We start from the raw sequence: 23,185 nt of genomic DNA, 5'->3' as shown, positions 1-23,185 counted from the left end.
TCATGAGCGAGACACTGCCGGTTTTGTCACAAATGGACTCTTTCGAGGACAAGGCATTCCGCCTGGTCGAGATGGTTCATGCGGGTCGGCAACGCATTATTGCGCTGGAACAGGAGAAAGCGGAACTGGAGCGGGAACGTACAAAATTGGCCATTGAAGTAACAAAACAGCAAAATCAACTGAGGCAATTGGAAAAAATGGTGAATAATTCGCCAAAAGAGTTTTCAAAACCAACAAATATTCCTAAGATTGTAAATAACAAACACAATGACGCAGAGACTACTGCCGAATTGAAGCAACAGTTGACGGCATACATCGAAGAATTGGATCGTTGCATTGCCTATTTAAGTGACTTGTCATAAATCAGATTATCGGAAAACCGAAAGCGCCGGTAGCGTTTTCAGTGCCGGTTGGACAAGCCGTACGGATGGAAGAGTTATTGTCAATAAATATCCGAATTGCAGGCCGGAACTATCCGCTTAGCGTTCTTCCTGAAGACGAAGAAACCGCCCGGGAAGCCGGACGTCTCGTCAATGAACGTTTTTTGGAGGAGAAAAATAAGAAGAAAAAGCGCGACGATGTGGACATTCTGGCGGTTATTGCCGTCATGAATACCGTTAGATGGCTCGAAGCGCGCACTGAAAAAGCGGTGCTGCAAGAAAAGATAACACAACGGATAAACCGTTTAGACGAGTTAATTGACTCGACGTTAACTACTTAATTGACACAAAGTAGAAAACCAAACGCGATAACCACCTTCTCCCCGTACACTTCTGTCGCTGACTGCTCCGCAGTTGGCCCGCTTCTTTTTCGGTACTGTAGGGATCTGTGAAAACTATATTTTTCACACAAACGTCTACGGACCATGAATAAAATTGATTTCTGGGTGATGCTCCTGTCGGATATGCTTTCGATAGCAGTGGGCATCTACATTGGCAGGAAGCTGTTGAGCCGCCTGTTTGCCCAGCGTGAGAAAGATGCCGAAGTACGGTCGGCGGAGATTATCAAAAATGCCGAATTGACGGCCGAAAATATCAAGAAAGACCGCATTCTGGAAGCGCGTGAAAAGTACCTGAAATTGAAAGCTGAGTTTGAAGAAGACACCAACCGGAAAAAGAACATTCTGATTACCAACGAAAATAAACTCAAACAACGCGAACAACAGCTCCAGCAACAGGCCGATCAAAGCAAACGGAAAGAAGCCGAACTCGACCAGCAGAAAGCGAAACTGGATCAGCAGCAGGAAGCCATCGGCAAACGCCGGGAAGAAGCCGAACGCATGCGGCAGCAACAGGTGGAAGCTCTGGAAAAAATTGCCAATCTGACCGCCGATCAGGCCCGTGACCAACTCATTGATGCGCTGAAAGCCGAAGCTGATTCCAGAGCCTCTTCCTATGTCAAAAGTATCGTGGAAGAAGCCAAACTGACGGCGACGAAAGAAGCCAAAAAAGTGGTGATCGAAACCATTCAGCGGACGGCGACGGAACATGCCATCGAAAACTGCGTATCGGTTTTCAACATCGAAAGCGACGACATCAAGGGGAAAGTGATTGGCCGCGAAGGCCGGAACATCCGGGCATTGGAAGCCGCCACGGGCGTTGAAATCATCGTAGACGATACGCCGGAAGCGATCATCATTTCCGGTTTTGACCCCGTACGGCGTGAGATTGCCCGTCTTTCGCTCCACCGGCTGGTGCAGGATGGCCGGATTCACCCCGCCCGGATTGAGGAAATTGTGGCCAAAACCCGCAAGAATATCGAAGACGAAATCGTCGAAATTGGCGAACGGACGGTGATCGACCTGGGCATCCACGGTTTGCACCCCGAACTGATCAAGATGATTGGCCGGATGCGGTTCCGCTCCAGCTACGGACAGAACCTGCTCCAGCACTCCCGCGAGGTAGCCAAGCTGTGCGCTACGATGGCTGCCGAACTGGGCTTGAACGCCAAATTAGCCAAACGTGCCGGACTCTTACACGACATCGGTAAAGTGTGGCCGGAAGAAGCCGAACTGCCGCACGCGGTTTTGGGCATGGAACTGGCGAAGAAATACAAGGAACACCCGGAAGTGTGCAATGCCATCGGTGCGCACCACGACGAAATCGAGATGACAACCCTCATTTCGCCCATTGTGCAGGTTTGTGATGCGGTTTCGGGTTCACGCCCTGGCGCGCGTCGCGAGATGATGGAGTCGTATATCCGCCGACTGAAAGAACTCGAGGAATTGGCCATGAACTTTCAGGGCGTGACCAAGTGCTACGCCATTCAGGCCGGTCGCGAACTGCGCGTCATGGTCGATGCCGAGAATGTATCCGACGAAAAAGCCAACACGCTGTCGTTCGATATTTCGCAGAAAATTGAGAAAGAAATGCAGTATCCCGGCCAGATCAAAATTACGGTTATCCGGGAAATGCGTTCGGTCGCCTACGCAAAATAAGTATTCGGTTTACAGTTTACGGGGGCTGACGCTTGCTTTTTTTCGCTCGCGTCAGCCCCCGTAAACTGTAAACCGAATACCGTAATTTTATCTCACCGGAAACCGCAGTGCCGGAACGGCCGTAGGCATTGGAGTGCCCGGCAAAACCGCTTCGTTTTTCAAACTATCCGGTAAAATCTTCACATCCAACCCCAGCTGGGTCTTCATAATATTCGCGTTATTTTTGCCGTCCTGATACGCAGGGTTGACCAGCATCGCCATGTTGTAGAAATAAGACGCCAGGTGATACCGGCGCTCGCCCTGGTAAATGACGCCCAGGTTGTTGTAGGCGGGTGCGTAGTTCGAAGACGCCCGAATGGCCTGTTTGTAGTAATAGACCGCCGAATCCCGGTTGGGAATCAGCTTCTGGTACGAATAGGCGATCGAGAAAAAGGCTTCGCCAAAACCGGGGTAAATCTCCGTCGAGCGTTTCAGGTGGTAGATCGCTTTATTGAAATAAATGCGTTTTTGCTTCGGATCTTTCTCTTCCGCGCACTTGTTGATCCACTCATTCGCCACGTGGCGGTTTACCTGACAACTGTTGGACGCATAATCCAGACCGCTGTTAAAGAGCGTAAAGTTATCCTTCCAGTCCTCATTGCGCACCACAGTTCGAAAACTAAATAACCCACCAACAACCACACACAGACCAATCAGAACTCCGTATCGTTTCAATACCGGTATCGGCTCGGACAGATTCATTCGCTTGACCAGCAGCAGATCCAGCCCGGCGATGGCGGCAATGACGAACCCCAGAATCGGCGAATACAAAAACCGCTCGGCCAGAATACCGCCCCGGAACAACACGAAACCCAGGCCCGGTGTCATGGTAATAAACATCCAGGTGAGTCCAAAACCCCACACCGTCCGATTCCAGAAGCCTTTCCAGGCCAGCCAGACCAGCCCGCCAAAGGAAAACAGACCGAGCAAGGTCTCCCAATCGCTCAGCTTACCGGACGGAATGACATCATAGGAATAGTCGTAGGAAAGGTGGAGCGGAAAAATCAGCAACCGCAGGTATTGCGCAAAAAACTTGAACGTAGTCAGGAACTTGGTGTTTTGCAGGGCGTAAGGGTAGTTGGCCCAGTCGACCGGGGGATTTCCGCTTAAGGTGCCGATCATCGCCTTTTTCTGCCAGAAAAACAGCGCCGTCACCAGCAGATACGGCCAGATGCTGAGGAGCGACTGCCAGAAATTACGTCTGGCAAACGTATACTGCATGATGACGATCAGGCCCAGCCCCACCAGCGACGATTCTTTGGACAGGTACGTGAGGTACATCCAGAATGCCGAAAACGCGATCCAGCCGATTTGCCGGGTTTCGAGGTACTTCCAGTAGGTCAGCATGACCAGCGTGATGAACAGGAAACTCAGCATTTCATCCCGGCTTTTGATGTTGGCAACTACCTCGGTATGAAGTGGATGCGCCATGAACAACAGCGCGATCAGGGTGGTCAGAACCACGCGGCCCGGCATCCATTTCTGCAATAGGATCACCAGAAAAAAACCGGTGATGCCGTACACAATCCCATTAATGATGTGACTGATGTGCGGATCGGCGTTGAAATATTCTTTTTCCAGCGCAAACGTAATGAGCGCCAGCGGGCGGTAATAGCCCAGCGAAATATTGCTGAAGTGCCAGAATTCCGTCTTGAGCAGGTCGGGAATACCTTCGATTCCTTTCTGGACAAACAGATTCTGGGTGATGGCGGCAATGTCATCCAGTGCCAGCCCGTGATTAAACGTATTGATGTATAAAGCGAATCCAACGACGGCAACCAGCCCTGCCCAGACCCACTGAATCGGCTGGGCAGGGAGCGGTTCGGGGGTGGCCTGGGGTAGCTGTTTGGCCGGTGCACTTACGGGCCGGGCCGGGGTAGTTGCCGGACGCGGAACAGGCTTGTTGCCTCCCCCGGCAGTCGGACGAATGAGCGGTTTTTGACCCGATGAGGACTGATTTTTTTTAGACATACGAACAGGGCAGGTCAGTTTTTAACGGCAATTCTCTATTTGTTTTGCGAAACAACTTTGCTACTGAAAACTTGTGTGTAAAATTGGCAAGATTCCATCAAAAATCAATAGCTACGAATGAGCAAATCCGAATCCAGTTGGTACTATTCCCGCAAATACCTTGCCGGGTCCAACCTGAATACGATCCATGGAAATGATAAAGCCACTAATTGTCTCATTCCCGGAAAGGTTATAAACCGGAAAAGAAATTCTATACGTGCTATTTAATCTTTTTTGTTATTTTTCCATTTCATTTCCATCCGGCGGTTGTTGGTATGGGCAACTCAACTGTTTTCTATGGCATCCGCTTTTCTGGGCCTGCGGACAATTATTTACGCAGCACCCGATTTAACCTACGCAAAAACGTGGTACTCAACGATCTTAGGAGTAAAACCGTATTTTGACGAACCATTTTACGTGGGTTTTTCAGTGGGTGGCTACGAGTTAGGCCTGGACCCGGCGGCAAAACCGTCTGATGGCAGTACAATCACCTACTGGGGTGTTCCGAACATCGAAAAGGCCTGGGAGCATTTAATGAGCCACGGCGCCAGCGTGCATTCCGGCATCGAGGAAGTAGGCGAAGACATCAAAGTGGCTAGTGTGAAAGATCCGTTCGGGAATGTGCTGGGTATTATTGAAAACCCGCATTTCAAGGTGGAATAAATGAAAGGATAGCATACAAAACGCCTTTTACAAGTCATTTGTAAAAGGCGTTTTGTATTTGGTAAAGCATCCATTCAAATCCGTTACTGGCATTTGTATTTATAACTCCGGGCCGATACATTTTGCTTCCCATCATACGTAGATATCGCGAACTTCTGAATCACTTTTCCATCACCGTCAAATGTGTAGCGGTACTCAATCGATGAGTTCGTGGATGTGGACGAATCAGCTATTTTGGTATAAACCGTCGTCGTTTTTATCAGGAGATTGCGATCTTTTTTACCAAGAAACGGAAGTGGATTGGGTAGATTCGGTTTAGTTAGATCATATTCATACGTTGTGAAGTATTCACCACTCTTATCCTTCGTTTCGGTTTTGACTACATTTCCATCCAGGATCGTTTTTTTGGTGTACCCGGTTGTCCCCTCGTAATCAATCAGGAAGCGACGCTCAATTTCATACCCGTCCTTATCGTACGTAACGTCTTTCGCAGGAATAAGTCCGTACTCATTCAGGGTATATGTGGTTGTATAAACCGGTGTCAAACCAGCATTCTGGTATTTTTCGATGATTTTGCCCGGTTCATACGCGTAGTCGTAAGTTGGAGCACCTCTTTCTAAAAAATAATCCGTCACATAATGACTCACTCTTCCCTGCGAATCGTATCCATAGTCATTCCCACCAACACCGCCTTGCGCCAGTGCATATTTTTGCCCGTTTATATCAATTATTTCGGTGACTTTGCCAACGATTTCACCAAACCCAGAAGGACCTGGATGGGTATCGCCCACTTTTAATTTCGAATCCGGCTGAATTTTGATGATCGCAATATCGTAATCTTGAATCAGTAAGCAGTTGCTGTACGGATCTGATGCTGCGGGCCGTAAATGATCCTGCACGGAGCAGGATTCGAACACTATCAATACACTAATTATTAGAATGGCGATTCGGTTAATTTTTTTCATCGATGGTTTTGGTTGTAAACAGAAATTTATTTTAGGACGTCAAGAATTAAGAAAAGATATACGCTGGGTAAGTCATTCTAAATAGTAAGGGACATCTCCAATCGGAGCCGCCAGTTCAAAACACTCAATTTTTATAAGCCGGGAATCTGCAGTATTTACCTTAGATACCTCAGCATTTGATAACCATTCTCACTGACATTTATATTCGTACTCCGTAACGGTTACGCCTTTATCGCTATCGTAGGTGTTTATTGTAATTCGTCTGATTACTTTTCCCTGACTATCAAATGTATACCGATGTTCAACTCCAACAACTTTGGGTATATACGTCTCATAAGTTAATGTTGAATTCAGGGGAAGATTCAAATCGGTTTTACCAAAAAACGGAACGGGATTCGGCAAATTGGGTTTTGATAAATCAAATTCCACGATAGAAGTGTATTTCCCGGTTATTGGATTTGTTCCTTCTGATACCGACGGATTATTCTTAAAAACCGGGTTATTGGCAGGATTTCCTCCGTAGGAATAATGTCCAAAATAATCACCGGAGACAAAGGATTCTTTCGTCCGGTCAATCAAGCCTTCATTGTCTAATTGATACGTAACTGTTCCCGATTGGGTAGGAAACCCCTCGTGCACGTACTTCTGAATCAATTGGTTAGGCGACGGATATTCATACGAATATACTTCAGCCCCCTTCGCGGTTGTCAGAATATGCACATGCTCAGTTACTCTTTTCTGCGAATCATACTTGAATTCGTCAATCAGGTCAGACAAAGGCCCCAGGGCATATTTTTGACCATCGACCTCAATGATTTCACTGATCGGACCTACTTCGGGTAAATAATCCAAAAAAGGATCACCCACTTTTAATTTCGAATCAGGCCCCAGCTTGATTTTCTGCACATCCCGAATTCTGGTGATCAAACAGTTTTCATACGGATTTCCTGGCTGTGGCCGTAAATGATCCTGCACCGTACAGGAAGTGAAAATAATCAGTAACCAAAGAGGTATTAGAAAAAAACGAACTACGGTTTTCATGCGTAAAAACGATAAAATGTGGTGTTGACAGGAGCTTTACGACTATATCGGCAATGATCGAAAAAGGTAAATGGTCAATTGTAAAGTTAATATTGTTTGATCAAGCAATACAAGCTCTGCAAATTTCGTAAAATCCAACAAAAAACCGCCCTCTTGCGAAGCGGTTTTCGTACTTTCTGAAAATGGTTTTGTAATTACAACCTCGGAATCCGCAGCACCTGGCCCGGATAAATCAGGTCGGGGCTTTTCAGCATGGGTTTATTGGCTTCGAAAATAATCCCGTATTTCATGGCGTCGCCGTACACTTTCTTGGAAATGGCCGACAGTGTATCGCCCGATTCGACGGTATGGAACTGGCCTTCCGGTTCCGGCGTATCCACCACCAGCCGGTTATCGACCTGATGAACGCCTTCGACGTTGCCAACGGCCAGCGCCAGTTTTTCGGCATCTTCCTGGCTGGCCACCTGACCTTCCAAAACGACGGTATCACCAGCGGTTTTGACCGTCAGTTTCTTATACGACAGGCCAAGCTGCTTCACGTGGTTGAGCAATGCGCTGGCTTTCAGCGGTTCTACTTCGGCAGCTTTGGCCGGTTCGGAAGCCGGAGCGGTGTGTTCCTGGCCGAAAACTTTTTCGCCAACGCCTTTGAAAAAACTGAGCAGTCCCATGGATTTGTGAGTTTGATTTAGTTAACGATGAATTGGGGTTCGAATAGAATAACTGCGAATGCCGCGAACTGTTTAAATAGTCCGTCGAGTCGGTTTCACAATCCTTCTTTAGACGCTCAAATTATCGGTAAGTAATCAATTATCCATAAAATAGTTGAAATTCTATTTTTGACTTGACGGAGTTTTCCGTTCTTGCGTTCAATTGGAGCGACAATGAAACAACCAAACCTATTTTTTAAAATGAATTTTTGGGGGCTTACTTGCCTTGTTTTTCTGGGCGCATTAACCGCTCAGGCGCAAAGCACAACGGAACTGGGAATCAGAGGGGGAGCAACTTTTAGCCACGGGTATGCCGTTATTCCGACCCAATCGCTGGCGCAGGGTACGGAAGTGCCCCGCATTCGAAATACCAACAACGGCATTGGTGTCGGTTATCTGGGGAGCGTCTGGATTCGAAAAAAGTCCGACCGGTTTTTCCTTCAGGCCGAAGTAAATTATTCCACGCTCTTTTTAAAGCAGAAAGCGCCCATCGAACGCATTGATGTCACTGCTGCAACGGAATTTGGCGTTAGTTTGCCCATCAATCTTCCGCCGGGAACCTTGTTTGCCAGCTTAAACACCACTTCTGAATCAACACTGAACACGATTACCATTCCCGTTTATGTGGGAAAAGAGTGGCAGGAAGGCAAATGGCGCGCGTATGGCGGACCAACATTTCTGTTTACGCACAAAGCTGAAGCGATTCGGAATGCCTCCGGAATCGTGGGGCCCAACGCCAGCATTAATTTTCCGGGTTACACCATTACGAACATCACCGACCGAATTGATCTGACCAATGCGGAACAGGCCGGTATTTTACAGGTTAAAAATTTCAATTTTGGGATCGAAGTGGGAGCCGGACTAACGCTTTTGAAACGACTGGAAGTCGACGTTCGCTACGGTTTGCCCATTGGAGGGGTGTTCAATGATAGCGGAATCACCGGTTTTGTCGGGTATGCCACGCTAACCTTGGGGTATAAACTGGTCAATTTCTGATTGAAGAACTGTCGCTCGGACGCAGACCTTGCCCTAACTGCGTCCGAGCGGTCTTACCTCATATAAAAGCCCGGCCTACTTCTCTCAGCAGATCAATAACCGGCAAAATCGTGCGCCCTTTGTCAGTGAGCCGATATTCGACCCGGGGGGGCACTTCACCAAATGACTCCTTTTCAACCATTCCCAGTTCAACGAGCTGCTTCAATTCATGAACCAGCACCTTTTCGCTGATTCCGGGTACGCCACGCTTAATTTCTCCGTATCTCAGGACTTTTTCACGCAGCAGGTGAATAATTATCATTCGCCATTTCCCGCAAATCACTTCAACAGCCTTCTTGATAATCAGTTCGGTAGTAATAATCTCTTCGCTCGTTTGTTTTGTTTCCGGTGTCATTCGTTATGCTTACTTACCTATTGGTGGGTAACACACTGATTAGTAGGTTATTAAAGTTGATTTTATGCAAAAGTAAGCTTTTAAATCAATCCACCGAACGCGTTTTACAAAATGATTAGCAATTTAAAAAATAGTTATCCAACAGGGCGCAAAACCGCAGTAACCTCTATTTCAACCAGCAAATCAGGAGAAATCAGGGCGCTGACTTCCACCATCGAAGCCGCCGGACGAATATCTCTGAAAAACTCACCGTGTGCCCTTCCGACGTCTTCCCACTGCGAAATATCAGTAACGTACATCCTTGTACGCACCACATCCGACAGGCTTGCCCCGGCTTCCGCAAGAATTGCACTGACTTTTTGGAGTATAAACCGGGTTTGTTCATACACATTCCCCCTTCCTACCAGCTCGTCCCCATCCATCGCGGTGGTTCCCGAAATTTCAATCAGATTGCCGACCCGAACGGCGCGGCTGTAACCAACCAAGGGCTCCCAGGGAGTACCCGAAGAAATAAGCTGACGCTGCGACATAAATTAATTTGCTTTCATTATCCGGCTTTTTCAGCCACCAATCTATCCAATGCGGATTTATGCTCGTTTAAAAATACGGTAAATTCCTTATCCAGCATCTGCAAGTCGTCGGCCAGCGAACTGATGTCACTCACCTTCAGTTTCGCTTCGGCTTCGCGGGCAACCTGCGCAATGCGGGCGACGCCGATCGTACCGGCACTTCCCTTCAGCGTATGCAGATGACTTTTAACGGTCGGTACATCACCGATGGAAAAGGCCTGCAGCGACTCCTGAACGAGTGTGGTCGCTTCGATCACAAAATCTTCGTAAATCGACAGCACCAGATCCCAGCCCCCAACCTGTTCAAGCTGACCGATAATTTCGTTGTCAATCATTGGCATTTCCGGCTCCCGAATCGTTTCCAGCTGTTTCGAGCGCATCTGGGCCGCTTCCCGGAATTCCTGCCGGGCGTCCACCGTTTCTTTTACTTTGGCAATCAGGCTCTGGGCGCGAATCGGTTTGGCAATGTAATCGTCGAGGCCCTGACTCAAAAACCGGTCACGGTCTTCCTTCATGGAATACGCCGTCATGGCAATAACCGGTGGCAACTGTGTTCCGAACAGGCTACGGAGTTTCACGGTCGTTTCAACGCCGTCCATATCCGGCATCTGGATATCCATAAAAATCAGTTCATACGGTTTTCCGTTCGTCTGCATGGCCGCCGTTACTTTATCGATTGCCTCCTGACCACTCGACGCCGTTTCAACCTCACAACCCGATTTTTTCAAAATCTCGGTCGCCACTTTCCGGTTTACGGCATTGTCGTCGACCAACAGCAGATACGGTTTATGGTCGGTGAAGACGTTTTGCAGGGAAATTTCGGGCTGATCGGCTTTCTGGCTGGTCGGACTGATCAGCGTCTCTTTTAGTTCGATCGTGAACCAGAACGTACTCCCCTGCCCGGCAACCGACTCCACCCCGATGCTGCCTTTCATCAAAGCCGCCAGTTCTTTTGAAATGGCTAAACCGAGCCCGGTGCCTCCGAACGACTTGCGCGACGACATTTCTACCTGACTGAACGAGTTGAACAACAGGCCCAAATCGTCTTTGGCAATGCCAATGCCCGAATCTTTGACCTCGACCTTAATCCGGTTGAACTTGCCTTTTTTGCTCACCAGGGTGGCCCGTACGGTTACAGCCCCATTTTCGGTAAACTTAATGGCGTTGGAGGTCAGATTGGACAGAATTTGCAGCAGACGCGTCTGATCGGCAATGACATATTTGGGCAGATCGTCGGCCAGGTGATAACTGAGTTTGTTGCCTTTTACGCTGGCCTGCTGGCCAAACAGCGACACCAGTTTTTCGAAAACCTCCTGAAGGCGGATCGGCGCATCGTGCAAAACCATCTTCCCGGCTTCAATTTTCGACAGATCAAGGATATCGTTGAGGATATTGAGTAACGTTTCCGACGATTTTTTGATCGTCAGCACGTAATCCTTCTGATCTCGATCCAGGGGCGTATCGTTCAGCAGATCGATCATCCCGATTACGCCATTCATGGGCGTTCGGATTTCGTGGCTCATGTTGGCCAAAAACCGCTCCTTCACCTTCAGCGACCGTTCGGCTTCGTCTTTGGCTTTCATCAATTCCTGGGCGTTGCGTTTCAGTTCGGTAATATCGCGCGCGAGTGCGGCTACCTCATCGACCCGACCATTTTTGTCGTTCAGGGTCAGCATGTTGAGCATAATCTGCCGGACCGAACCGTCCTTGCGGTGGAGCGTTGCCTCGAAGTTCCGAAGGCTCTTGTTCCGAATCAACCGCACCAGCGCCCGGCGAATGTCCTGCTTATCGACAAAATCGGTAATGGGCTGACCCAGCACTTCTTCCGGGGTATATCCCGTCCGTTTCAGCACCGACGGGCTGATCATCGTAATGCGACCTTCCCGATCAACGCGACAGTAGATATCCTGTAAATTGTCGAAAATTCCCCGGAATTTTTCTTCACTTCCCCGGAGTTCAAGCTCGGTCCGCTTCCGGGCCGTAATGTCGCGGGCGATTCCGGAGACTTCCTCGATAACGCCCCCCGAAAGCAGAATCGGATTCAGGTGTACTTCCAGCCAGGCTTCCCCTTTGGTGGTCTGAAAATGGAGTTCTACCGTTTGCGGCAACCCGCGGAATGCCAGGCGGTATTTTTCTTCCAGCAGCTTCCGGTTTCCGGCGCCAATGATTCGCCAGCCCAGTTTCTCGGTTGTTACGTTCAATTGCGGTATTTCGCCCAACTGATTCTCGATCAGGCGGGTATAATTGCGGTTGAACGAGGTCAACTGAAAGCTTTTATTGACCGACCAGATCAGGTGAGAACTGCTGTCAAAAATGGCATTGAGCCGCGCGGTTTGTTTATTAATGGCCGCTTCGTCCTGTTTGCGGGCAATGGCCAGCGCCACCTGCCCCGAAATAAATTCCAGCAATTCCAGATCCCGGATGTTGTACGTATCGGCTTTATCATAGGCTTTTACGCCAATGATCCCCGTAATCCGATCGCCGATCCGGAGCGGAACGCAGAGCATCGCTTTCGGAATCTGACCGTATAAGTACAGGTTCTGGGTGTCGGCTAATTGCTGAATATCCTGTTCGTAAAGAAACAGTGGCCGGTTGGCCCGAATAGCATACTCCGTCAACCCGTTGCCCAATCTCCGCTTCGTAAACCGCATTCCTGTAAAATATTCATCGACGTAATACGGGAAATACAGAAAGCTTTTGCTCTGATCATACAACGCAATGAAGAAGTTACGGGCGTCGATGATGTTACTCAGTTCATCGTGAATATTCTGGTAGAGCTCATCCAAATTGGGCGCATTGAGCGTCCAGTTGGCAATGCTATAATAAAGCTTTTGTGCTTTTTCAGCGCGTATCCGGCTTGTAATGTTGTGCAGAATACAGCGGTAAGCCGTCGGTTTTCCCTGATCGTAGCGGCAATTGACGCTGCCCGACACAAAGACGGTTTTGCCTTTTTTACTCTGAAAAACCGTTTCGAAATACGGAAATTTCTCACCATCCCGAACGCGCTGCAGACGCATCAGCGTACTTTCGGCATAATCCGGGTGCAAAACGTCCTGCAAGGTTAGTGAGGCAATTTCGTCGGAACTGTATTCCAGCACTTCGCGCCATGCCCGGTTGACAAACATAAATTTGCCGTCGAGCGTCACCAGTTGAATCAGGTCACTGGTGTTGTCGACCAGGTCCTGCAATTGCGAGTTGGAATAGGACAAAGCCGAGGCTACCCGCTTTTTGTTGGTAACGTCTTCACCAATAATTGTAAATGAGGCAACGGCAGAATGCTCAGCTACAGTATTGATAATGAATGAATTCAGGTGAACATTACGCACGGCCCCACTCTTGGCCAGCAAGTTGATCTCTTTCTGGTCGACCAAACCGCCCCGCTCGATGGCCTCGTCAAAATCGCGTTGCATCTGCACCCGTTCAGTTGCCGGAATAAAAATTTCAAAGAAATTTTTCCCGATCACGTCAGTGGGTTGCCAGGCAGTAATTCGCAGCGTATATTGATTACAAAACGTTACAGTTCCGTCTTTTTCAATCGTTAACCCAATCAGATTTAATTGATCAACCGTTTTGCTGACGTCAAAAACCGACGCTGGCTGCGGTTGTGAAATTCCATCCAGGGAGTTTCGAATATCTACTTCCTTACTAAGCCGTCGAATTTCGGCCAGTAGTTCATTTTTTGTTTTCGCTGTCGAGGACATTCGTACGTGTGGGTGTTTGGAAACTCAGATAAACCATTGACTTTCAACCATTTCGAACCAGTAATTCACGACTGGATTTACCGAAACCGGTTCGCAATACTGGATAAATTTACAAAAAAATACGGGCAATGTGCTAAACGTTTGGTTGGTTGTCGGAATGGCATTATTTTGGAAGTACGTTAAGGTGAATTTGATTAGTTTCGCAAGCTTATTGCCTACTCATGATAAAAGTCTTTATTGCGTTGGTATTGATCAGCCTGTGCTGTTCTGCCTGCGAACCTTTTGATCTGGATCAGAAGAATTTCCCGATCTGTGAAAAACCGGAGGGCTCCATCGGCTTTTCGGCAACGAAACTGGAAGTTACTTTTTATCTCGAAAATCAGAAAGGCGATATTGGCGCAGTTGGCTGGGATTTGGGCGACGGGCGCAATCGCTCCGGTACGCAATTCACGGCGGTATATGCGAAAGCCGGCACTTACAACGTAACGATGGTGCTCGCCAATCAGTGTGACGATAAGTTCACGATTTCACGCCAGGTTTCAGTCACCAATTAGTCTTCTTTTCCGCTATGCAGCAGCACTACGCACATACCTGGCTGAAACCACTGCTTTTCTTTTGCTTCCTGATCTATACTTTTCCGGCTTTTAGTCAGGTCACGGTAACCAATATCCGCGTGAACTCAACAGACGAATCGGCAGTCGAAATCCTGTACGATATTGCGGGTAACCAACCTGCTGACTCGGTTTTTATTCGCATTCGTGGCCAATCGACCGGTTTATTAAGCCCCTCGGCCCGGTTTATCTCGGGTGACTGGGGCCAGGAGGTGCAACCGGGAGCCAATCGTCGCATTCTGTGGAAAGCCCTGGAAAATGGCGTGGAACTGGATGAAAATATCCGGGCGACCATTCTGGTCAAAGTGGCACCCGTCAACGGACGGAAACCCGTTGAAGCGGTTACAACGGTTATCGATACCCTGCCCAGGAAAAAATACCGCCCCGGCGGACCCGAATTTGCCTTGTTATCCGTGGTGGCTCCGGGCGTCGGCAATATTTTTGTGCAATCGCCCAAACCCATAATCGGTCACCGACTCGGGGTGACGGCGGCTTGTTACGGCCTAATGATCTACGGTTTGGTGGAGCGTAAAAAATCACGGGATGAGTACACACTCTACGAACAGCAGCGGAGTCGCACAACGGCACAACCCTATTACGACCGGGCCAACACCCATCACCACCGCTACTACCTGGCTACCCGACTTTCCGGTGCCATCTGGGTAACCGATATTGTCGCGACGTTTATCAAGGGCATGCGTAACCAGAAAGAACGCATGAAAACCGCTGAACCCAAGGTGAGTCTGCGGCTGGGTGCTCAATCGGGGGCTCCGGTAGCGGTGTTCAACTACAAATTTTAACGACTGACATAGGATGCGATTCGCAATGATTTTGGGAGTTCTGCTTGCACTGTTCGGTGAGAGTCTGGCACAGGTGGGCGTCTATTCGGCTTCAGGTTCGTGGGTGCACGTCAAAATCAAGTCGAAAACTTCGGGACCGGCCTCAAACCGGTTGTTTACCGAAGACTTCAGTGATAACCGAAACCGCTGGCTCATTGGCCGAAAGGGAGATTATTCGTACGATATTTCCCAGAACATGTACCACATCTATAAACAGGCCAGCAATTCTCCGGCATCCGGGCAGAGTATCATCAAGCTGCCACCAACGTTCGATCTGAACAAACTGGATACGTTTATGGTGCAGGTGGACCTGGCCGGTCCGAGCGGAATCATTCCCGATGCGGGTTTACTATTGGGCGTCAAAGACTCACTGAACTACTGTCATTTTCGGATCAATAACAAAAATCAGGTGTCGGTCAAGTACGTGATCAACGGCCTGAGTTACACCATTTACATGCGGGGGGATTATGTGCCAGCCGGAATACCGCTATCGGCGACAAAAAATACACTGACTGTTCGGAAGAAAACCGATCAGATTCATTTTTACCTGAATGGACGCGAAATACCGACAAGCCCGTACCAGTTTCGACAGTATCAGGGAACGGGAATCGGGTTTGTAACAACCACTGACGGAACAACTTTTCAAAATTTAATGATCAGTTCCGGAGCCGCTTCCCGTTAGCTCTCATCCCGGATCCGGGCACCATCCCGGTCAATCACAATTTGCTGTCCATCCAGCACCACGGTGGCTTTTCCATTTAAAAATGGCGTCACGTCGTCATAAACCGGATCAATGTGCCACTGGTCTTTCTGGTTGACATACCCCCATTTCCCTCCCTTCCGGGCCGCTCGCAAACCAAAGTCACCAACGTGGTTATCGATTGAATCATAGGGGCTGACTTTGGAACCGGTAACCGCGACGGGCGACTCCAAAACCGGGGCAACCGGAAGCTGCTCCGCAGTCGAAACAGCTGAAATTAAATGATTGTTATTTTTCTCAAGAGCCTTCTGAGAGGCAGGCGGAAGAGCCGTTTTTTTCGGGGATGTACCGGTATTCGGACGTTGCAGCGTTTCTCTGGTTTGAACAGAGGAGCCGCTGTATTCCGATTCCGTCTCGGTCGCGTCAATCTGGCCAGCTCCGTTGTCAATTTCAGACAGTTTTCCGTTCCAGAGCCATAACAACACACTGGCAATCAGAAGAACAAATACAATCAATACCCGATTCGATTGATCCAGCCGGTTTTGAATGGGATGGGCCGGCGCACTGGAAGTTGCCGGCATGGCATGTGGTTGAGAGGGTTCAGAAGCCCATTTTTTGGTCTCTTTTTGCCGCCAATCCGTCGAAATAAGTTGTTCCCGCAACGACTGACCTTTGGGAGTTTTTAACGCTTCGTAATTATGCTCGAGCAGGTAACCCATGATTTCCTGCGTTAAGGCAACTTCATCGTAGGACGTGGCAACAAATAACCGATTGATCACGTCGGCTGGAACGTGCTGGTTATCAGGCCCAAAAACTTCTTCAATTTTTTGACGAATGGTATCGATCATTTCAGGCTTAATTTAATAAACGAAGTACCCCATTCTTTTTAGACTTCCAAAAGGTACAAAAAGTCAAATTCTCATCATAATTAATTAGGTGAGCGGTTGCCTTCGTCCTGTAAAGAACCGTACAGCATTTTGTCTGTTTATTAATTTGATCATACGGCAATGACAAATTACTCTTTTTTTTCAGCAATTTTTTATGCCTGACGGTTATTCGTTTAGTTCTGAATTAGTTATCCTCCCGAATCCGGTTTCCAGATCGGTCAATAAAAAATTGAATACCATCCAGTTCGACGCTCGCTTTTCCGTTATTGAAGGAAGTTACCAGGTCGTACTGGGGCTCGATTATCCATTTATTCCGATCGTCGATATACCCCCAGAAGCGCCCTTTCCGGGCCGCCCGCAACCCAAACTCACCGACGGCATCATCAACCTGATCGTATGGCTGCGTTTTTTTCGATCCGGTTTTCTCCGTATTTCCCGACTGTTTTTTTTCACCAGCAGGCCGGAACTCCGTGTCTTCACCCACATCCGAAGGAGCGTAACTCTCCCTGGCAGATTTTTTCTTTTTAGTGCGGTTTTGCGACTCAACCGACTTTCCCTTCTTCTGCTCAATGCTGGTGTGCGTTTTGGGGCGTTTCCGTTCAGGTTCGGGTTCAGCATCTCCCCCACGCGTCATCCGCAGCACCACCCAGATCAAAACCAGAGCTGACAAAATGGCCAGGCCAATCAACGCAGCATCCGAAAAACTGCTTTTTTTGGACGACTCCGGCAAATTCACCGGCTGAGGTGGAACAGGCTGCGGACGATCCGGCGGTGTCCATGCGCTCTCCGCCATTCGGCTGGTCTGACCGTTCCCGTTATTGGCAGCGGCAGCGGGTGACGCATAGCCCGTTGGCGTTTTAACGTAACCCGCCGGTTCTGGATTTGGCTTGGGCTGCTCCTTTTCCCACCAGCTCAGGTGACGCCAATCGGTCGAAATCAATTTTTCCTTAAGTGTAGCGCCCCGGGGAGGGTTGACTGATGCGTAAAAATTCTCCGACAAATAAAGCCGTATTTCCTCCGCCAGCGCGGTTTCGTCGTAATCAACGGCCTTAAACAGAAATTTCAGGCTCTGGGCCTGAATATGCTTGTCGTAGTCGTCTAAAATACTCTTGATTTTCTTCCGAACCGATTCAACCTTATCAACGGCAAGAAGTGGGTCCGGAATGACGGGAGTCGGCGGTTTTGTTTCTGCCGAAACCGCGCTGGCCCCAGCCGTAACGGAAGGGGGTTCGAACCGATTAGTCGAAGAAACCGGTAGGGCTTCCAGAATAGCCGGTATCCATTGTTCCGTCACAAAAGTCCGCGACAACTGCACGCGCTCGGCTTCGATAACGAACTGATTGACATCGGCTTCCGTCAACTTATTCTGCCGTTGCAGCGCAACGGTTACAATCTTCTTTTTCAGGTCCAGAATTTTACCAAAATCGCGGTTTACCTGACGGCTGATGTCATTCACTAATCGGGTGAAGTCGGTGATTCCCAACTCACTGGCATCTGCCACGAGTCCCTTTTGGCGCCATTGCCAGTCAGCTAGTTCGCCCTCATACAGAACGACCTCATTTTTAATACGATCCCGTAATTCTTCCAGTGTCATTGTGCCCGTAAATACCTATTTGGTGTAGCGAATACCGGCTGCTCTTTAATGGATTATCAGAATATTTCTATTTTCTATTGACTTGATACCACATACTCCGGACCCGGTATTAATTTACTAAATAAAACGAATTTTTGCTTTTTCCGTAATCTTCCATTTGTCCCCCTGAAGCGTTAACCGACCGAGCTGTTCCGTACGAATCCGGCTGTTTGGGTTTGGTTGTGTCAGGTATTCACAGGCGTCGTTGAGGTAGGAATACGGGTCGCTCAACGCCAGCCGCTGGGCATCGGCGTTTTCCGAAACCTGATACGTAGCCTGCGTTTCATTTTGCAGATTAATGTCAAAAACCGTATCGCGTTCGGGCGTTGTCAACAAACCGCCCGCACTAAAACCGTCGCCCAAATCCGCTGTCCGGGCATAGAAAGCGGTTGGCTTTGTGGGCAAAACGGGCGTAGGACGAAACCGATTCGCCGGTCGCGTCGGAACTTCAGCCTCGCCCGGGGCTTCCTGCATCGGCACTATCACTTCCAGCGGAACTTTGGCCACCGGAGCCCCCGATTTTTCTGCCCGGTTTTGTTCCAATTGCCGGACCGCCCGCTCCAGTGCTTCAAGTTGCGAATTCAAATGAAACGTCTCGTTTGTCTGGTTTTTTCGAACCTCCAGTTTACTAATTCGATCATTCAGTTTTGCCAATTGTGAGTCAAACTGTACGTCCCGGGCCGATTGTTCCGGCTTCCGGTCCTTTAGCACGACATAAGCCAGAAAGGCCACTCCCGCCAGACTTAGAATTGATAAAATTAGTGCAAAACTATCCATAGAAATTCCGTTTGATTGCGTAGTTGAAGTGGTTGGTGTTGGCGTTTTTTCGGCCGTGTCCGCCGGGGTTGTCGGCTCCGGGGTTTCAGCCGGTTGCACGGTTGCCGTAGGGGTTGTGCCTGGCGTTACTGCTGCGTTGACGAGGTCGGTAAGAGTGGTTTCGTAGGCTTTATAACCCGGTAATTGCTGACGGCTTGCCCGATCACCACTAGCCACTTTCTGAACCAAATACGTCTTGATTTCATCCAGCGCCGTCCGCGGCTGATTGATTTGCGCAAAATTCTGAGCCGCTCGCCGACGGGCATCTTCAACCAGTTTATCCGCCCCGACAAGCTTATTTTTCGCAATAAATTCGTTCAGACCGGCATACTCATCACAAGTACACTGAGCAGTTTGAACCTCCGGAAACGTTTGTTTATCCGTTGCCAGAAACTCGGCCGTGGCCTTAATCATTTGAAAAGCAGCCTGATCGAGTTTTTTTCGATAGTCGGCGTCCAGTTGGGCAAAAGCCGGTTTGGTTAGCAGCAAAACGCTAAACAGCAAAAGCCAGCGGGCAGTCTGACAAATCATCCGTTGAGTCGATGGTTAGATGGTCATTACGATTCGGCAATGTATTTTGACAGCTCGTACAAAGCGTGTTTCAGAGGGAGAAAGAAATAGGTTTCGCCCAATGCATCATTCGGTCGTTGTTCAAAACCCATTCGGGCCAGCATGTAACTATCGTAGAGCCGTCCTCCGCGCGTAATATCCGAACCGACGAGGTATTCGACGTACCGTTCGGGCGTCTGAATGTTGTATTCGCTCAGGAAATAGGCAATGTCGCGGTCGAGCAGGGTCTGTTCCAGAAACCGCTTCATGTTGTGCAAAACCGAGTGGTGAAACTCCCGCTGCGGGCTGACTTCCCCGATTTTTGTCCGCCGGTATTCAAAGGCGAATTGAGGCTTTGGCTCCTGTCCTTCCTCCGGCGTTTCGGGTTCATTGCCCCAGTAACAGGTAGTTTCCCGGTTTTCGTACTGGGCTTTTTCGCCACCGGCATTTTCGTACAAAACCGCTCCGTTGGCCGTTGTTTCCTTCGGATTGTCGGACAGGATTACCTCAAAATCCGGTGGAATCGACTGGTTGGAATAGGCCTTGAACAGCATTTTTGTAAACTGAATCAGCCGCGAACGCGACCCCAGCATGGCCAGATACTGACTGCCCCGACCGGTAAACGTCAGGTAGCGCGGCAAGGTCAGGTTGTGCGATTCCAGGAGTTGAACCAGGTGGTAAACAATGGCACTATAATGCAGATACAACACAATCCGTAAGGCCGGTTTTCCGTCCTGAATCGACTGCGTAAACTTGAAGTGATTATCGTATTTGAACAGCAGACTGACGATGTCCTCCGCCGTCAGTTCCGGTTTATTGACGAACGTATCCAGAATGGAATCCTCCCGCGCGGGCGACTGGTTGAGCGTCCGGCGGTAGGCCAGGTAATTTTTGACAAACCCGTTGTCTTTCCGGTGCGACGGGTGCCCCTGTTCGTCCAGACCGCCCCCCCAGATGTCGTAACCGGCAAACCGGAACGAGGTGTTCAGATACCGGCCCTGTTGCTTCATAAACAACATAATATCAGCGGTTCCACCACCAATGTCCACATTCACGGTATCGGCAAACGATTTCACACCGTTCTTAACGAGGTAAAAATACGGCGCGAGCGACTCCGGAACCGGTTTGGCACGGAAGTTATTCGTTGAACCAAACACATTCCGAAACGCCTGCTCCCACTCGTGCACCAGATTGTCTTCCGTAACGGCCCGCATACTCGACGGAGCCAGCCAGGCAATGGCGGTTTGCTGCACATTCCCCTGATTCAGAATTACTTTGTTCCGAATGAGTAGCAACAACGTTTCAAAAAATGCCCGAACGCGGGGGCGGTTCAGCGTATCCGTCGGCTGGTTTTCAAACAACCATTTCAGGTTCGTGACGTAGTGGTTGACGCCCGTGCTGCCTTCTTCCAGGTCGATGTTAAAGCCCAGATTGACTTTGGAAAACAGGTTGTTCGTGCTGTCGGTAAAACCGCTCTTTTCGTAAACCGTCGTCCGCAGCGGAAAGGCAAACGGCGAGCCAAATTCTTTGCCGATGATGGCCGGAATAAACTCGCGCCGAACCAGTTGGTCGAGCTGAACCATGCCGCCGAAACTAACCCGTTTTTCGTATTTATCGTAAATCGTCTGCGCTTCGTAGCCCTCATACGGTTTGTTGAACAGCACCATTTGCAGTTCATCCTTGTCGAGCGACGTATTCTGGTCGCTCACCGTCAGGGCTTTCGGCTCCACATCGCCCAGCGCGGCATCGGTGTAGGCGATGTGCGTATTGGACGTCCCGAAGTCGATGGCAAATGTGAAATTCTTATAGCCTTTCTCCGTAATCAGCGTGAATTGCGGCAGCACCAGCCCCCGGTACGGAATACCGCCCCGCTCCAGCCGGATTTCCATCACGTCAAACGCCTGCGGCACTTTGTAGAAATACGACGCGGGCAGCGGATCGACTTTGGGCGAACGCGCTTCGGGCGTCGGTACGTTGAGCGGTTTTCCGGCAATGATGTTCGCCAGTTCGTAAAACTGCACCGAGTTGGTGGCTCGAAAACCGATGTTCGGATCGCTGACGTCGGCCAGCATGACGTGATACTGGTTCAGGTGTTGCAGATCCGGCACCGTTACGCGGTAGAACGGGAAAAACGCCAGTCCGGCCCGGAAATCGATCACCGTTTCCGAGCGCGCCAGATTGTATTCTTTCCGGAACTCAATCGTACGGTTATTCCGGATCGGAATCCGCAACGTGGCCGTAATGATCTTGTCCGTTCCCCGGTGTTCGGACGAAAAAGCGAACTGTTTCTGCACATCTTCAATCCGGAAGAAATTGAAATACTCTTTCCGAATGGGCAGCAGAAACTCGCATTCACCAATCGTTCCGGTAAAAAACCGCTTGTTATTGATCTTGAACGGAACCTGAATTAGGAAATCCTCCAGAAAATCATCCGTCGTCAGAAACGGATACCGCACGTTATCGACGCCCGGCAAATACCGTTCGGCCAGCAAACCGCCCTCGCTGAGGTTGTTCAGCAGCGAACGCATGATCACGGTTTGCGGATTCCAGTTTGTATTTTTCACATATCGCCCGGCCACATCCATCCGCGACGCCAGCGCCAGTGGTTTCCGCACATTGGTCGGTGCCCCGTTGCGGGACTCCTGCTGGTAATACGAAACCGTGGGCTGCATGACAAAATCGCTGTTCTCTTCGATGTCGTCCAGCACATCGTTTTCGCGGACTTTATAAAGCATTAGCCCCGGCAACACCTGCAAAGTCGAATTGCCTTCTCCGCCAATCTGAATCGGCTCAAAATTCGCCAGCGTTGTGTTGGCTTCCACCGGCAGTTGCACGACGTTGTCGAAAAACGCTTTGTACAGGAATTCCGAAAAACCGCCTTTGGGCGACAAATAATCTTTATACTGGTCGTAAAGCCTTCGCAGATAGGTTACAAAAGCCGTGTCGCGTTCGTGCAGCGGCACATATTCATTCTGGAACAGCATCCGGCCCGTCGTGCTTTTCGGCGGGTCGATAAACTTATTCTGGCGTTCCTGCTCCCAGTTCGGCGAGGTAAAAACCAGTGACAAAGGCGACGTTCCGCCCAGCAATGCGCCCTTGTAATAGATGAGCGTAAACTGCTGAATGGTACCGAGTTCATTGCGGAAATCCAGTTCCAGCGCTTTGGCCAGAATCTGGTGCGCATGCCGAACCGTACTTGATGGATTGGCTTTCTTACGCAGCGCGTCCAGCCGTTCCTGCCGGTTCCAGACCCGGTAGGTCAAATCCGCGCTGTTACCCGCCTGAAACAGGAGTTCGAGCATGTCGAGCGCGTGCGAAACCAGCACGTGGTACAACGACAGTTCGCGGGGAAGCTGGTTGTTTTTGACCATCCGAAACGCCGTATCGAACAGATAAAGCCGCGCAAACGGCGACGGAATCGAGGTTCCGGCTTTGGCCGCAGCCCCGGCCGCCCCACCAGCTGCGCCGGAAAGGGTATCAGGAATGTGTTCAATGCGGTTTCCCGTCAAGCCGGTGTGCGAACCCGTCCAATCCTGGTGGTTCTGCTGGCTGACGTTGGGGTCGTTATCAATTCTGAGAATATGTGCCATGAGTTGAGTTCAAGAGTCAAAGAGGGTTGTTTCGCGGA

The 23,185-nt window shown here is 49.5% G+C and carries 19 protein-coding genes; 8 read left to right on the top strand and 11 right to left on the bottom strand.

The window, feature by feature from the left end; genetic code table 11:
• The first annotated feature begins 2 nt into the window (after positions 1-2).
• The 3 genes from EHT25_RS32080 (at position 3) to rny (ending at position 2,437) form a co-directional block, all read left to right on the top strand.
• The gene (locus tag EHT25_RS32080) at positions 3-362 is read left to right on the top strand and encodes a hypothetical protein (protein WP_124879547.1); all 360 of its coding nucleotides are present in this window, start codon (positions 3-5) and stop codon (positions 360-362) included.
• A gap of 65 nt (positions 363-427) precedes the next feature.
• Entirely contained in the window at positions 428-721 is a 294-nt protein-coding gene (locus EHT25_RS32075) for a cell division protein ZapA (RefSeq protein ID WP_124879546.1), read from the top strand.
• 144 nt (positions 722-865) lie between these two features.
• Positions 866-2,437 (top strand): ribonuclease Y, encoded by a 1,572-nt coding sequence (gene rny / locus EHT25_RS32070; RefSeq protein ID WP_124879545.1) that lies wholly within the window; start codon positions 866-868, stop codon positions 2,435-2,437.
• Between the two features lie 87 nt (positions 2,438-2,524).
• Here the strand turns inward: rny and EHT25_RS32065 are convergent, their stop codons facing one another.
• Positions 2,525-4,447 carry a tetratricopeptide repeat protein gene (locus EHT25_RS32065; RefSeq protein WP_185731560.1) on the bottom strand — a complete coding sequence of 641 codons (1,923 nt, stop codon included), beginning with the start codon at positions 4,445-4,447 and terminating at the stop codon, positions 2,525-2,527.
• Between the two features lie 336 nt (positions 4,448-4,783).
• On the opposite strand from EHT25_RS32065, the gene EHT25_RS32060 reads away from it, so the two are divergent.
• Positions 4,784-5,149 carry a VOC family protein gene (locus tag EHT25_RS32060; RefSeq protein ID WP_124879544.1) on the top strand — a complete coding sequence of 122 codons (366 nt, stop codon included), beginning with the start codon at positions 4,784-4,786 and terminating at the stop codon, positions 5,147-5,149.
• An 83-nt stretch (positions 5,150-5,232) separates the two neighbouring features.
• Here the strand turns inward: EHT25_RS32060 and EHT25_RS32055 are convergent, their stop codons facing one another.
• The 3 genes from EHT25_RS32055 to lysM form a co-directional block, all read right to left on the bottom strand.
• Entirely contained in the window at positions 5,233-6,114 is an 882-nt protein-coding gene (locus tag EHT25_RS32055; protein WP_124879543.1) for a hypothetical protein, read from the bottom strand.
• Positions 6,115-6,303: 189 nt separating this feature from the next.
• Positions 6,304-7,041: a hypothetical protein gene (locus EHT25_RS32050; protein WP_124879542.1), complete on the bottom strand. Its 738-nt coding sequence runs from the start codon at positions 7,039-7,041 to the stop codon at positions 6,304-6,306.
• A gap of 308 nt (positions 7,042-7,349) precedes the next feature.
• Entirely contained in the window at positions 7,350-7,823 is a 474-nt protein-coding gene (lysM, locus tag EHT25_RS32045) for a peptidoglycan-binding protein LysM (RefSeq protein ID WP_124879541.1), read from the bottom strand.
• 213 nt (positions 7,824-8,036) lie between these two features.
• On the opposite strand from lysM, the gene EHT25_RS32040 reads away from it, so the two are divergent.
• Complete coding sequence (locus EHT25_RS32040; RefSeq protein WP_124879540.1) at positions 8,037-8,858, top strand: outer membrane beta-barrel protein; 822 nt, start codon at positions 8,037-8,039, stop codon at positions 8,856-8,858.
• 58 nt (positions 8,859-8,916) lie between these two features.
• On the opposite strand, the gene EHT25_RS32035 is transcribed toward EHT25_RS32040, so the two are convergent.
• The 3 genes from EHT25_RS32035 to EHT25_RS32025 form a co-directional block, all read right to left on the bottom strand.
• Positions 8,917-9,252 carry a winged helix-turn-helix transcriptional regulator gene (locus tag EHT25_RS32035; protein WP_124879539.1) on the bottom strand — a complete coding sequence of 112 codons (336 nt, stop codon included), beginning with the start codon at positions 9,250-9,252 and terminating at the stop codon, positions 8,917-8,919.
• Between the two features lie 134 nt (positions 9,253-9,386).
• Positions 9,387-9,782 carry a RidA family protein gene (locus tag EHT25_RS32030; protein ID WP_124879538.1) on the bottom strand — a complete coding sequence of 132 codons (396 nt, stop codon included), beginning with the start codon at positions 9,780-9,782 and terminating at the stop codon, positions 9,387-9,389.
• A 17-nt stretch (positions 9,783-9,799) separates the two neighbouring features.
• Complete coding sequence (locus tag EHT25_RS32025) at positions 9,800-13,522, bottom strand: PAS domain S-box protein (RefSeq protein WP_124879537.1); 3,723 nt, start codon at positions 13,520-13,522, stop codon at positions 9,800-9,802.
• A 221-nt stretch (positions 13,523-13,743) separates the two neighbouring features.
• On the opposite strand from EHT25_RS32025, the gene EHT25_RS32020 reads away from it, so the two are divergent.
• Genes EHT25_RS32020 through EHT25_RS32010 form a run of 3 tightly spaced genes read left to right on the top strand, consistent with a single transcriptional unit; the run spans position 13,744 to position 15,654 of the window.
• Entirely contained in the window at positions 13,744-14,076 is a 333-nt protein-coding gene (locus tag EHT25_RS32020) for a PKD domain-containing protein (protein WP_124879536.1), read from the top strand.
• A 14-nt stretch (positions 14,077-14,090) separates the two neighbouring features.
• Complete coding sequence (locus tag EHT25_RS32015) at positions 14,091-14,933, top strand: hypothetical protein (RefSeq protein WP_124879535.1); 843 nt, start codon at positions 14,091-14,093, stop codon at positions 14,931-14,933.
• 13 nt (positions 14,934-14,946) lie between these two features.
• Positions 14,947-15,654: a hypothetical protein gene (locus EHT25_RS32010; RefSeq protein WP_124879534.1), complete on the top strand. Its 708-nt coding sequence runs from the start codon at positions 14,947-14,949 to the stop codon at positions 15,652-15,654.
• Here the strand turns inward: EHT25_RS32010 and EHT25_RS32005 are convergent.
• From EHT25_RS32005 to EHT25_RS31990, 4 genes are all read right to left on the bottom strand, one after another.
• Complete coding sequence (locus EHT25_RS32005) at positions 15,651-16,520, bottom strand: WG repeat-containing protein (RefSeq protein ID WP_124879533.1); 870 nt, start codon at positions 16,518-16,520, stop codon at positions 15,651-15,653. The two genes, EHT25_RS32010 and EHT25_RS32005, sit on opposite strands and share 4 nt — an antisense overlap.
• Before the next feature lie 223 nt (positions 16,521-16,743).
• On the bottom strand, positions 16,744-18,153 hold the full coding sequence (locus tag EHT25_RS32000; RefSeq protein ID WP_124879532.1) for a WG repeat-containing protein: 1,410 nt from the start codon (positions 18,151-18,153) through the stop codon (positions 16,744-16,746).
• A 117-nt stretch (positions 18,154-18,270) separates the two neighbouring features.
• Entirely contained in the window at positions 18,271-19,539 is a 1,269-nt protein-coding gene (locus tag EHT25_RS31995; protein ID WP_124879531.1) for a hypothetical protein, read from the bottom strand.
• Positions 19,540-19,565: 26 nt separating this feature from the next.
• Entirely contained in the window at positions 19,566-23,147 is a 3,582-nt protein-coding gene (locus EHT25_RS31990) for a hypothetical protein (protein WP_124879530.1), read from the bottom strand.
• Between the last annotated feature and the right edge of the window lie 38 nt (positions 23,148-23,185).

The sequence above is a fragment of the Larkinella rosea genome, assembly GCF_003858635.1.
Classification (GTDB): Bacteria; Bacteroidota; Bacteroidia; order Cytophagales; family Spirosomataceae; genus Larkinella; species Larkinella rosea.
The sequence above is the reverse complement of the archived record's forward strand: the minus strand, read 5'-3'. Positions and strand labels throughout refer to the sequence as shown.

Coding starts and splice junctions, on each gene's coding strand:
- EHT25_RS32060 (WP_124879544.1), top strand. CDS start 4,784: ATGGCATCCGCTTTTCTGGGCCTGCGGACAATTATTTACGCAGCACCC.
- EHT25_RS32010 (WP_124879534.1), top strand. CDS start 14,947: ATGCGATTCGCAATGATTTTGGGAGTTCTGCTTGCACTGTTCGGTGAG.
- EHT25_RS32080 (WP_124879547.1), top strand. CDS start 3: ATGAGCGAGACACTGCCGGTTTTGTCACAAATGGACTCTTTCGAGGAC.
- EHT25_RS32040 (WP_124879540.1), top strand. CDS start 8,037: ATGAAACAACCAAACCTATTTTTTAAAATGAATTTTTGGGGGCTTACT.
- EHT25_RS32000 (WP_124879532.1), bottom strand. CDS start 18,153: ATGACACTGGAAGAATTACGGGATCGTATTAAAAATGAGGTCGTTCTG.
- lysM (WP_124879541.1), bottom strand. CDS start 7,823: ATGGGACTGCTCAGTTTTTTCAAAGGCGTTGGCGAAAAAGTTTTCGGC.
- EHT25_RS32030 (WP_124879538.1), bottom strand. CDS start 9,782: ATGTCGCAGCGTCAGCTTATTTCTTCGGGTACTCCCTGGGAGCCCTTG.
- EHT25_RS32020 (WP_124879536.1), top strand. CDS start 13,744: ATGATAAAAGTCTTTATTGCGTTGGTATTGATCAGCCTGTGCTGTTCT.
- EHT25_RS31990 (WP_124879530.1), bottom strand. CDS start 23,147: ATGGCACATATTCTCAGAATTGATAACGACCCCAACGTCAGCCAGCAG.
- EHT25_RS31995 (WP_124879531.1), bottom strand. CDS start 19,539: ATGATTTGTCAGACTGCCCGCTGGCTTTTGCTGTTTAGCGTTTTGCTG.
- EHT25_RS32015 (WP_124879535.1), top strand. CDS start 14,091: ATGCAGCAGCACTACGCACATACCTGGCTGAAACCACTGCTTTTCTTT.
- EHT25_RS32035 (WP_124879539.1), bottom strand. CDS start 9,252: ATGACACCGGAAACAAAACAAACGAGCGAAGAGATTATTACTACCGAA.
- EHT25_RS32065 (WP_185731560.1), bottom strand. CDS start 4,447: ATGTCTAAAAAAAATCAGTCCTCATCGGGTCAAAAACCGCTCATTCGT.
- EHT25_RS32005 (WP_124879533.1), bottom strand. CDS start 16,520: ATGATCGATACCATTCGTCAAAAAATTGAAGAAGTTTTTGGGCCTGAT.
- rny (WP_124879545.1), top strand. CDS start 866: ATGAATAAAATTGATTTCTGGGTGATGCTCCTGTCGGATATGCTTTCG.
- EHT25_RS32075 (WP_124879546.1), top strand. CDS start 428: ATGGAAGAGTTATTGTCAATAAATATCCGAATTGCAGGCCGGAACTAT.
- EHT25_RS32025 (WP_124879537.1), bottom strand. CDS start 13,522: ATGTCCTCGACAGCGAAAACAAAAAATGAACTACTGGCCGAAATTCGA.
- EHT25_RS32055 (WP_124879543.1), bottom strand. CDS start 6,114: ATGAAAAAAATTAACCGAATCGCCATTCTAATAATTAGTGTATTGATA.